The organism is Prevotella sp. PTAC (genome assembly GCF_013166535.1).
Lineage (GTDB): Bacteria > Bacteroidota > Bacteroidia > Bacteroidales > Bacteroidaceae > Prevotella.
Map to the genome: position 1 here is coordinate 1 of NZ_JABKKK010000030.1, position 2,142 is coordinate 2,142.

The 2,142-nt window shown below is 51.4% G+C and carries 2 protein-coding genes; both read left to right on the plus strand.

The annotated features are described in order from the left end of the window. On the plus strand, positions 1–617 hold a 617-nt coding region (locus HPS53_RS12450), incomplete at its 5' end, for a response regulator (RefSeq protein WP_172206526.1). Next, on the plus strand, positions 610–1,932 hold the full coding sequence (locus HPS53_RS12455) for a sigma-54 dependent transcriptional regulator (RefSeq protein ID WP_172206528.1): 1,323 nt from the start codon (positions 610–612) through the stop codon (positions 1,930–1,932). The genes HPS53_RS12450 and HPS53_RS12455, both read left to right, overlap by 8 nt. The last annotated feature ends 210 nt before the right edge of the window (positions 1,933–2,142 follow it).

The following is a 2,142-nucleotide window of genomic DNA, read 5'->3' on the forward strand; positions in this document are numbered from 1 at the left end:
CCGATGCTGCGGAACTGATGGAAATGATACGCCGGAAAGAATACAGCCTGCTTCTGACGGATCTGAACATGCCGGAAATCAACGGCTTCGAGCTGCTGGAGCTGCTACGTACCTCCAATGTTGGCAATTCAAAGACTATCCCGGTAGTCGTGACAACCGCTTCGGGCAGTTGCAGCAAGGAGGAACTTATGGAACGTGGTTTCTCCGGTTGCCTGCTCAAACCGTTCTCCATATCGGAACTGATGGAGGTTTCAGGCAAATGCGCCATGAAAGGCAACCGGAATGAAAAGCCGGATTTCACCTCCCTGCTGTCCTACGGTAATGAAGCCGTCATGCTGGATAAACTGATAACGGAAACCGAAAAGGAAATGCAGGCAATCAGGGAAGCGGGTCTAAAGAAAGACCTTCAGGAACTGGACGCCCTGACACACCACCTGCGAAGTTCATGGGAGATACTCCGTGCCGACCAGCCGTTAAGGGAACTATACAAATTGCTTCATTGCGATGGCACACCTGACGATAAAACAATTGGCAATGCTGTAAAAGCTGTGCTGGATAAGGGTTCGGAAATCATCCGGCTGGCAAAAGAAGAAAGGAAGAAATATAACAATGGATAAGACAAAAATCATCGTGGTGGAGGATAACATCGTGTGTTGCGAGTTCGTCTGCAACCTGCTGGCACGCGAGGGGTTCCGCACCGTGCAGGCTTTCCACCTCTCGACCGCGAAGAAATATCTGCAACAGGCCGCAGACGGGGACATCGTGGTTTCCGACCTGCGCCTGCCCGACGGCAACGGTATCGACCTGCTGCGCTGGATGCGCAAGGAAGGTATGATGCAGCCGTTCATTATCATGACCGACTATGCCGAAGTGCATACGGTGGTTGAAAGCATGAAACTCGGCTCGCTGGACTACATACCCAAGCAGCTTGTGGAGGACAAACTCGTCCCTTTGCTCCGTACCATATTAAAAGAACGGAGTATCGGGAGAAGCCGTATGCCGGTATTCTCGCGTGACGGCTCGGCGTTCCAAGCCATCATGAAGCGAATAAGGCTGGTAGCCCCCACCGACATGAGCGTGCTGATATTCGGGGAGAACGGCACGGGCAAGGAGCATATCGCCCACCTGCTGCACGATAAAGGCAAGCGGGCAGGAAAGCCGTTTGTGGCTGTGGACTGCGGTTCGCTCACCAAAGAGCTTGCGCCGTCGGCTTTCTTCGGACACGTCAGAGGGGCGTTCACGGGCGCAGACAGTGCCAAGAAAGGTTATTTCCATGAAGCCGAAGGCGGCACGCTGTTTTTGGACGAGGTGGGCAACCTCGCACCGGAAACCCAGCAGATGCTTCTGCGAGCCATACAGGAACGAAGATACCGTCCGGTAGGTGACAGAGCTGACCGTAGTTTCAATGTCCGCATCATCGCCGCCACCAACGAGGATCTGGAGAAGGCGGTCAATGAAAAGCGTTTCCGGCAGGACCTATTATATCGTCTGCACGACTTCGAGATAACCGTCCCGCCGTTGCGCGACTGTCAGGAGGACGTCATGCCGCTGGCTGAGTTCTTTCGCGAAATTGCGAATCAGGAACTGGAATGCGATGTCATCGGCTTTGACGGAGAAGCCCGCAAGACATTGCTGACCCATGCGTGGCCGGGCAATGTCCGCGAGCTTCGTCAGAAAATCATGGGCGCGGTATTGCAGGCACAGACGGGACTTGTCATGAAAGAGCATCTGGAACTTGGGATAACCGAAACAACCTCAGTTGTCGGCTTTTCCCTACGCAACGACGAGGAAGATAAAGAGCGGATTATACGTGCTTTGAAGCAGGCTGACGGGAATCGGAAGGTTGCCGCCGAACTGCTTGGAATAGGACGTACAACACTGTATAACAAACTGGAAGAATATGGATTGAAATACAAAATTGAGCAATCATAGCCCGCAATTCACTGAAAATGGCTATATTTGCATGACATATCAGAAGGTAACGGCGATTGGCAGAGCCTTTTGCCGCCTATATATAACATAAGACCGCAAGGCGTTTCAAGCGTAAATCTGGTAAATTTAGTTATATCTCAAAAGTCCACACTGTAATATTTTGTAAACCAATGATTTATATTCCGACATGTTTTTATTAAGGAACAAATT